9 protein-coding genes are annotated in these 9,129 nt (G+C 57.4%); 7 read left to right on the plus strand and 2 right to left on the minus strand.

Annotation, left to right across the window (positions count from 1 at the left end):
* Positions 1-273: 273 nt before the first annotated feature.
* The 7 genes from U8U01_RS16435 (at position 274) to U8U01_RS16465 (ending at position 6,623) form a co-directional block, all read left to right on the plus strand.
* Complete coding sequence (locus tag U8U01_RS16435) at positions 274-1,080, plus strand: phosphate ABC transporter substrate-binding protein (protein ID WP_160579011.1); 807 nt, start codon at positions 274-276, stop codon at positions 1,078-1,080.
* A 103-nt stretch (positions 1,081-1,183) separates the two neighbouring features.
* Positions 1,184-2,008, plus strand: coding sequence for a phosphate ABC transporter permease subunit PstC (gene pstC / locus U8U01_RS16440; protein ID WP_322176625.1), 825 nt, complete (start codon positions 1,184-1,186; stop codon positions 2,006-2,008).
* Between the two features lies 1 nt (position 2,009).
* Complete coding sequence (pstA, locus tag U8U01_RS16445) at positions 2,010-2,843, plus strand: phosphate ABC transporter permease PstA (RefSeq protein WP_322176613.1); 834 nt, start codon at positions 2,010-2,012, stop codon at positions 2,841-2,843.
* A 4-nt stretch (positions 2,844-2,847) separates the two neighbouring features.
* Positions 2,848-3,603, plus strand: a complete 756-nt coding sequence (gene pstB / locus U8U01_RS16450; RefSeq protein ID WP_066540187.1) for a phosphate ABC transporter ATP-binding protein PstB — start codon at positions 2,848-2,850, stop codon at positions 3,601-3,603.
* Positions 3,600-4,286, plus strand: coding sequence for a phosphate signaling complex protein PhoU (gene phoU / locus U8U01_RS16455; protein ID WP_482305425.1), 687 nt, complete (start codon positions 3,600-3,602; stop codon positions 4,284-4,286). The genes pstB and phoU overlap by 4 nt, the downstream gene beginning before the upstream one ends.
* Before the next feature lie 22 nt (positions 4,287-4,308).
* A complete protein-coding gene (locus U8U01_RS16460) occupies positions 4,309-4,980 on the plus strand; it encodes a response regulator transcription factor (RefSeq protein WP_066540190.1) in 672 nt (223 codons plus the stop codon).
* Positions 4,977-6,623 carry a sensor histidine kinase gene (locus tag U8U01_RS16465; RefSeq protein ID WP_066540193.1) on the plus strand — a complete coding sequence of 549 codons (1,647 nt, stop codon included), beginning with the start codon at positions 4,977-4,979 and terminating at the stop codon, positions 6,621-6,623. The genes U8U01_RS16460 and U8U01_RS16465 overlap by 4 nt, the downstream gene beginning before the upstream one ends.
* Before the next feature lie 434 nt (positions 6,624-7,057).
* Here U8U01_RS16465 and U8U01_RS16470 read toward each other — a convergent pair whose 3' ends face one another.
* Both U8U01_RS16470 and mobP3 read right to left on the minus strand, forming a co-directional pair.
* Complete coding sequence (locus U8U01_RS16470) at positions 7,058-8,209, minus strand: tyrosine-type recombinase/integrase (protein WP_322176620.1); 1,152 nt, start codon at positions 8,207-8,209, stop codon at positions 7,058-7,060.
* A gap of 128 nt (positions 8,210-8,337) precedes the next feature.
* The coding region (mobP3, locus tag U8U01_RS16475; protein ID WP_322176622.1) for a MobP3 family relaxase at positions 8,338-9,129 on the minus strand (792 nt) is incomplete at its 5' end.

Below are 9,129 nucleotides of genomic sequence, written 5' to 3' on the forward strand. Positions count from 1 at the left end.
CGATTCAACTGGATTAAGGCGGGGAAGATTAGCCCCGGCGCGTTCTATGCTTGGAGCGCCACAGCGAAGGGTAAGCGGGACGAGTGCGCTGATGGTAAAATAACCTTTGAGGAGTTTAAAGAGTGGCTGAGTGAATTCTAATTTCTGACCGACGTATTCTTTGTTTAGTGGCGCAAATTATTATGGGTTTTACCTGGATTTTACACAGAGCCCCTTTTGAGTTTTACAATGATCCCCTATCATTAAAGCATAAAACTGAAAGGGGAAATTCACATGAAGAAAATCACCACACTTGCACTGGCGGCCCTGACCGCCGCCACCATTCTCACCGGCTGCACCCAGAAAACCGCCGGTACTGTCTCCACAGACGGCTCCACCTCCATGGAGAAGGTCATCGGCGCGCTGGGAGAATCCTTCCAGGAGCAGAATGAAGGCGCCGCCTTCACCTACAACCCCACCGGCTCCGGCTCTGGCATCCAGGCCGTTATGGAGGGGCGTTGTGACATCGGCCTTTCCAGCCGGGAGCTGAAGGAGGAGGAAGCCTCCCAGGGCCTGACCGCCACGGTGCTGGCCTATGACGGTATTGCCGTTATCGTCAACCCGGAGAATCCTGTGGCAGACCTGGACACGGAGACTATTGCTAAGCTCTACACCGGGGAGATCGAGAACTGGAAGGACGCGGGCGGCAATGACGCGCCCGTGGTGCTCATCGGCCGTGAGGCGGGCAGCGGCACCCGGGACGGCTTTGAATCCATCACCGGCACCGAGGAGAAATGCCAGTACCGCCAGGAACTGACCTCTACCGGCGACGTGATCACCGCCGTGGCTCAGAACCCGGACGCCATCGGATACGCTTCCCTGGCCTCGGTGAAGGACAGTGTCCGGGCCATTACGGTAAACGGCGTGGCTCCCACAGAAGATACCGTGAAGGACGGCAGCTACGTTATCCAGCGCCCCTTTATTTTGGTGACGAAAACCGGGGAAGAGCTTTCCGAAACGGCCCAGGCTTTCTTCGACTTCGCCACCTCCGCCGACGCGGCCCCGCTGATTTCCGGCGCGGGCGCGGTCCCGGCCAACTGAGGGCCGCCCTATGGAAAACATACAGACCTCCCGCGCACAGCTTAGGCGGAGGCCCCGGGTCTGCCGGCAGTTTACAGAGCGGTTTTTCCACGGATTGTTCCTCATGCTTGGCCTTTTCACAGTAGGCTGTGTGCTACTCATCACCATCTTTCTGGTACTGTCCGGCATACCGGCCATCCGAGATATCGGCCTGTTCGACTTCCTGCTGGGAGACACCTGGGAGTCCACCGCCCAGGACCCTAAGTTCGGCATTTTACCCTTCATCCTCACCAGCGTATACGGCACGGCGGGGGCCACCCTGTTCGGGGTGCCGGTGGGATTCTTCACGGCGGTGTACCTTGCGAAGCTGGCCCCGCTCAGAGTGAAGTCCGTAGTAGGGAGCGCGGTCAGCCTGCTGGCGGGCATCCCTTCGGTGGTGTACGGCCTGGTGGGTATGCTGATTCTGGTGCCGGGAATCCGCACACTGTTCCATGTCCCGGACGGGGCAAGTCTGCTGGCGGCGATTATCGTGCTGGCGGTCATGATACTGCCTTCTATTATAAAAGTATCAGTGACAGCGCTTGAGGCTGTTCCCCACGAATATGAGGAGGCCTCCCTGGCCCTGGGTGCCACTCCTGTAGAAACATACTTTAAGGTAACGGCTCCCGCCGCCAAAAGCGGCATCGCGGCGGCGGTAGTGCTGGGGGTTGGCCGGGCCATCGGCGAGGCTATGGCCGTGATGATGGTCTCCGGCAACGTGCCCAACATGCCCTCCATCTTCGGGAGCGTGCGCTTTCTCACCACTGCAGTTGCCAGCGAGATGTCCTACTCCAGCCCAGGGAGCCTGCAAAGAGAGGCGCTGTTCTCCATCGCCCTGGTGCTGTACCTGTTCATCCTGCTGATAAACGCCGCGCTGAACTTTTTCCTCAAGCGGAGCAAGGAGGGCTGACATGAGACGAAAAGCATACTCCTTCGCCATGTGCGGCCTTATGGCCCTCTCCGTTGCCATAACTTGCGGCTTCGCACTGTTCATCATCCTCTATGTACTCTGCAAGGGCCTGCCCAACATCACCTGGCAGCTGCTCTCCACCAGCCCCAGCATACTGAACGACCGTATCGGTATCCTGCCGGACATCCTCAATACCCTCTACCTTATCTTAGCAGCCCTCGCCGTTGTGCTGCCCCTGGGGGTGGGAGCGGCTGTGTACCTGACCGAATACGCGTCCAGCAAAAGGCTGGTGTCCGTCATCGAGTACGCCGCCGAGACCCTCTCGGGCATACCTTCCATCATCTACGGCTTCGTGGGCATGATGCTTTTTGCCGGGACCTTCGGCACCTCCCTGCTAGCAGGGGCGCTGACTTTGGTCATCATGAACCTGCCCACTGTCATGCGCACGGCCCAGGAGAGCCTGAAGACCGTCCCACAAAGCTACCGCGAGGGGGCGTTCGGCCTGGGCGCGGGCAAGTGGCGGGTGGTGCGCACGGTGGTGCTGCCCGGGTGCGTGGACGGCGTGATTGCCGGCTGCATACTGTCCGTGGGGCGTATTCTGGGCGAGTCGGCGGCGCTGCTCTTCACTGCCGGGTTTGCCCATGTACTCAACGGCTTCTTCACCGGGCTGGGCAGCTCCGGGGCCTCCCTGACGGTTGCCATGTACGTCTACGCCAAAGACCGGGGCGAGTTTGAAGCGGCCTTTGCCATCGCGGCAATTCTGCTAGTGCTGACCCTGCTGGTCAACCTCTGTGCCGCTCTGGCAGGCTGGTATTTCAAGAAAAGGAGGGCATGAGCCAATGGAGGAAATTATCACCGCAAAAGACCTCTGTTTATGGTATAGCAGCACCCAGGCGCTGAAAAATGTGAGCATTCCCATCTATGAGAACAGCATCACCGCCTTTATCGGCCCGTCCGGCTGTGGAAAGTCCACATTTCTCAAGACCTTGAACCGCATGAACGACCTGGTCCCCGGGGTGAAGATAACCGGCGAGCTGAGGTATGGGGGTAAAAATATCTATGGGCCCGACGTGGACGTAAACGGGCTCCGCCGGGAGATAGGCATGGTGTTCCAGAAACCGAACCCCTTCCCTATGAGCATTTACGACAACATCGCCTACGGCCCCCGCACCCACGGGGTCAAAAGCCGGGCCAAGCTGGACGATATCGTGGAGCGTTCCCTCCGGGGCGCGGCCATCTGGGACGAAGTGAAGGATAGGCTGAAAAAGAACGCCCTGGGCCTCTCCGGGGGCCAGCAGCAGAGGCTGTGCATCGCCCGGGCCCTGGCCGTGGAGCCAAAGGTGCTGCTCATGGACGAGCCCACCAGTGCCCTGGATCCCATCTCCACCGGGAAGATAGAGGAGCTTACAATGCAGCTCAGGGAGAAGTACACAATCGTCATGGTGACCCACAATATGCAGCAGGCGGTGCGGGTCTCAGACTACACGGCGTTCTTCCTGCTGGGGGAGCTGGTGGAGTTCGGCGGCACGGAGAAGCTTTTCTCCCGGCCGGAGCAGAAAAAGACGGAAGAATACATTACGGGGAGGTTTGGATGATGAGGAACCGGTTCGATGAACAGCTTGCCCGGATGAACAGGGAGCTGATACAGATGGGCGCGCTGTGTGAGGAGGCCATCTCCCTGGCTTCCAGGGCCTTGGACGAGGGAAGCCGGGAGCACGCGGAAAAGGTGGCCGCCATCGCCGCCGAGACGGACCAGATGGAGCGGGACATCGAGAGCCTGTGCTTAAAGCTCCTCTTACAACAGCAGCCGGTGGCGAGAGATTTGAGGCAGATATCCGCCGCGCTGAAGATTATCACGGATATGGAGCGCATCGGCGACCAAGCCGAGGACATTGCCGAGATCGTCCTCATCCTGATAGACGAGGGCCACGCCCCGGAGCGCATGGAGCATATCCACGAGATGACCCGCTCGGCGGTGAAAATGGTGACCGACAGCGTAGACGCCTATGTGTCAAGGGACACGGCCCTTGCGGCGTCTGTCATTGCCGGCGACGACCTGCTGGACGATTACTTCAAACGGGTCAGGCGCTCGCTGATCAAGCGGATAGCCCGGGAGCCCTCGGAGGGGGAATACGCCCTGGACCTGATGATGATAGACAAGTACCTGGAGCGCATCGGCGACCATGCAGTGAACATTGCCCAGTGGGTGATATTCTCCGTGACAGGGGAGAAAGACCTGGCCCCGGCTTGCGAAGAGAAAAGGGATGTGGTACAATAGACCGGCGAAGGAGGGGAGCATTATGATATACTGTGTGGAAGACGACGACGGCATAAGGGGGCTGATGAGCTATGCCCTTACAGCCGCCGGGTTTGAGGTCAGGGGCTTTCCCGACAGCGGCGGCCTGTTTGAGGCCATTCGGAGCGAGCCGCCCCAGCTGATCCTCCTGGACATCATGCTGCCCGGGGAGGACGGGCTGTCCATCCTGAAAAGGCTCCGCGCCCATACCGCCACCGCCGGGATTCCGGTTATCATGGCCACGGCAAAGGGTACGGAATACGACAAGGTCACGGGCCTTGATATGGGCGCGGACGACTATATTGCAAAGCCTTTCGGCATGACGGAGATGGTGTCGAGAGTGAAGGCCGTACTCCGGCGCTGCGCCCCCAAAGAGGAGAACATCGTCGAGGCGGGCGGCCTTCGGATGAATACCGGGGAGCGCACCGTAACGGCGGACGGCGGGCGGGTGGACCTGACCTATAAGGAGTTCGAGCTGCTGAGGCTGTTCCTGTCCCGACCCGGGATGGTGTTCACCCGGGAGCAGCTCCTTGCTGAGGTCTGGGACGTGGAGTACGCCGGGGAGACCCGGACGGTTGACATGCACATCAAGACCCTGCGGCAGAAGCTGGGAAAGTCCGGCTCCATGATAAAGACCGTGCGAAGCGTCGGCTACCGTCTGGAGGCGTCAGAATGACTAAGCGGATTTTTCACTCCATTTTGGCGGTGTCGGCGGCGGTGCTGCTGGCAAACATCATCATTGTGATGGGTTGCCTATACCAGTACTACCGGGACATTGAGGAAAGCCAGCTGGCGGACGAGCTGTACCTTGCGGCCCAGGGGGTTGAGAAAGGCGGAAGGGACTATCTTGAGGGCATAGACAGCAAAAGCTACCGCCTGACATGGGTCTCCCCGGATGGGACGGTGCTCTTCGACACGGCTGAGGACTATAGAAAGCTGGGCAATCACGGAAACCGGGAGGAAATACAGGAGGCGCTTCTGGGCGGCGAGGGCGAGAGCTCCCGCTTTTCCGGCACCATGACCGAGGAGACCTTCTACCGGGCCCGCAAGCTGAGCGACGGCACGGTGCTGAGGATTTCCGTCAGCCGGGCTACCATGTTCACCCTGGTGATGGCCATGCTCCAACCCATGACGATTGTGGGCATACTGGCTGTGGTGTTTTCGGCCCTGCTGGCCCATAGGCTTGCAAAGCGCATTGTCCGGCCGCTGAACCGGCTGGACCTGGACAGGCCACTTGAGAACGAGACCTATGAGGAGCTGGCCCCGCTGCTCAAAAAGATACACCGCCAGCGGCTGCAGATATCGGAGCAAATGCAGAGCCTGAAAAAGCGGGCCGATGAGTTCGTGCAGATAACCTCCCACATGAACGAGGGGCTGGTCCTGCTGGACAGGGACGGCAAAATCGTCAGCATGAACCCGGCGGCAAAGACTATTTTCCATACGGACAGCTCCTGCCTGGGGCAGGATTTCCTGCTTGTTGACCACAGCCATGCCATCAGCGCGGCGCTGGAAGAGGCTGCCGGGCAGGGGCACAGCGAGCTCAGAATGGAGCGGGACGGCAGGGAGTACCAGCTTGACCTGAGCCGCATACAAACTGACGGAGCGCCTGCCGGAACGGTCCTGCTGGCTTTCGATGTGACCGAGCAGGCGGAGGCTGAGCGGATGCGCCGGGAGTTCGCCGCAAATGTGTCCCACGAGCTGAAAACGCCCCTGCAGGTCATCACCGGCAGCGCGGAGATGCTGGAGGACGGCACGGTAAAGCCCCAGGACGCGCCGGAGTTTATCCATCTCATCCGCACCGAGTCGGCCCGAATGATGTCCCTGGTGGAGGATATCATCCACCTGTCCCGGCTGGACGAGGGAGCCCCCGCCGGTATGGAGCCGGTCGACCTGTACGAGACTGCCCGGGCGGCGGTCGCGGCGTTAGAGGGCAGGGCAAAGGAGAAGAATGTTGCTCTGTCTGTCAGCGGGGAGCCGGCCATCGTTATGGGGGTGCCGGGGTATCTCTATGAGATGGTCTATAATCTATGCGACAACGCTATCAAGTACAATGTGGACGGTGGCAGTGTGGAGATGAGCGTCACAAAAAATGGAGACAGCACAGTGCTGACCGTGAAGGATACAGGCATCGGCATACCGAAAGAGTATCAGGCGCGGGTGTTCGAGCGGTTCTTCCGGGTAGATAAGAGCCGGTCAAAGGCCTCGGGCGGCACAGGGCTGGGGCTGTCTATTGTGAAGCATATAGCGGGGATCCATGGGGCGGCGGTCAGGCTGTCCAGCGGGGTCGGGGAGGGGACTCTGGTTTCGATTGTGTTTTGAGCGCGAAAAACAGCTTTTCTTTGTTTTGCGGCGCAAATTTTGAGGGCGGTTCTATGTCTTTATGCCCGTGCCTTTGCTTTGAGTTTTGGCTCTTGACCCACACCCTGACCCACACGCGGAAAAACTGTGTGGAAACAGTGGGTGGAATACCGTTATAGACCACCCATATTGGTACAAAAAACGCCCAAACAGTGCCGGATAGCACCGCTTGGACACATCTCAGTGTGTTGGTAAGGATGAGGTCTCCAGTTCGAATCTGGATAGCAGCTCCACAAAACCCCCGTAAGACTGCGGTCTGCGGGGTTTTTGTTTTGTCCAATGGGCTTTCAAAATTGGGCTTGACCCACACCCTGACCCACATACGGAAATGAGCGAAAACGGCTGGAAACTTCCGGAGAGGAAGTCCCAGCCGTTTTGCGGTTCTTGACCCACTTTTATCTGACCTGGTTCATAAAATTCCCAATCTTCTCAGCAGCCTGTTCCTGCTTTTGTCGGGTGGCGTGGGTGTAGGTTCTCAGCGTAAAGCCTGCGTCATAGTGGCCGAGCATAGAGGAGACGGTTTTTACATCTATGCCGTTTTGGAGTGCTGTCGTAGCAAATGTGTGACGCAACTCATGAAATTTTAGATGACCTAATCCGGCGCTTTTTAATATTTTCTTGTGAAGGTTCACTATGGAGTCCGGGTGGTACATCTCGCTTGTTTTAGGTGATGGGAACATATAGGGATTGGTAGGGTGTTTGCTATGTTCCACGGTCAGTAGCTCGACCGCCTCCTGCGGTATGGACACCAGCCGTACTGAATTCTCTGTTTTGGGCCTTGACAGCACCAACTCTCCGTTTGGGTTACGCACATACTGCTTACTCACCGAGATTGTTTTGTTTTCCGCATCCAAGTCAGACCAGAGGAGAGCAGTCAGCTCCCCCTTCCGCAAACCGCTGACCAGTTCCAGGAAGAACATTGGCAGGAGACCGTACTCATCTGCCGCCTTGAGGTAGGCGCTAATGTCCTCCGGCTGCAAAATGTTCATTTCTACCTTACGGGCCTTTGGAGCGATACAGTCCTCTGTGGGGTTCCGCACGATCAGTCGTTCTTTCACTGCCCGGTCGAAGGCGCTGTGGAGCATCAGGTGCAGGCTGCGGACTGTGGTGCTGCTCAACCCATTGCCGCCCTTTTTGGTGGGCCGTACCCGGCCGTTCTCCTGCAAGTCCTTGTAGAGCTTTTGTAGGTCATGGGCGGTCAGCTTTGCAAGTTTTATGCCGCCGATTCGAGGCACCGTGTAGATGTCCATCATCATTTTATACCGCTCTGCCGTGGCCAGGCGGATGTTGGGCTGGGCGTAGATTTCATACCACTCTGCAAGCCACGTCGCAACCGTGTAGTCATCCATGCGGGCCACGTCCAAATCTTTAGTGCTGTCTATCGCCCGGGCCAGCTTTTCCTTGACCTCAGCCTGGGTTTTTCCAAGCACGTTTTTGATGATGCGCTTACCGGTGGCGGGGTCGTAGCCTGCCGTGTAACGTCCTTCCCAGCGACCATCCTTGCGCTTGCGTATGTTTCCCTCACCGTTTGCTCTCTTTTTTGCCATATCTTGGCCCCCTTTCTGACTACCAACACTACCACATAGTACCTACCTATGTCCACTGACATTTTTCTTACTTTTTCTGGTTTTGCCCAAAACCGTCTTCTTTGTTTTGCGCCGCAAATTTTGAGGGCTTACATCCTCATGGAATACCCCTCATCATCTATATCCTGACGGATGCCACGCTCCGTTTTCAACCCATGCGCCTCCTTCTTCTGCTCGATTTTACTTCTGAGCTTGCTGTCTATCTGAGTGTTAAGCCGAGCAATTTTCTTGTCATAACTCTTGGAGATTATCTTGCACAGCGCGCCGACCACCGACCTCATTGCTGACCCTACATCATAATTTTGGGTAGGCTCCGCATCCATAATCTTCATCACCAGTGTCGCGCTCCGCACGATTATGTTCTTAATGCTTCGAAACTCAGGGTTATCTTCCAGAGGAATATCCGGCTCTTTCTTCTCAAAATACAGTGATAATTTCTCTCGGTTGACCTTATTCCACTCTGAGTTCAGCCGTGCAATGTCCCTGTCCTTTCTAAGCTCCACCACAATTTTGTTGACGGTATCCTTTACATCTTTCGGCAGATAGCCATACTGCTTGCGGCCTTTGCAGGTCTTCAGCTGAGATACCAGCTTCAGAAACAGCATCTCAATCTCAGTGGTCGGTGTATATGACTCACGGATTTTTGCAAACAATTTCTCAATTTCTTCCCGGCTCTCCTTCTTCAGCCGGTCACGGAGGTCTGTTTCCATCGTGAACAGCTTGTACTGCTCCATCCGAAAGATGTCGTTACCCAGCGCACTTCGCAGTTCATCGATCCCTTTTTTCGTCAGCCAGCCCTGCTTTGCGTCCTTGGAATAGACCAGCAAGCGCATATGAGGGTGGTGTGCGGTGCTGTGAAATGCACCGTACCACTCCAGATT

The sequence above is a fragment of the Acutalibacter caecimuris genome (assembly GCF_034335085.1).
In the GTDB taxonomy this organism is placed as follows: Bacteria; Bacillota; Clostridia; order Oscillospirales; family Acutalibacteraceae; genus Acutalibacter; species Acutalibacter caecimuris.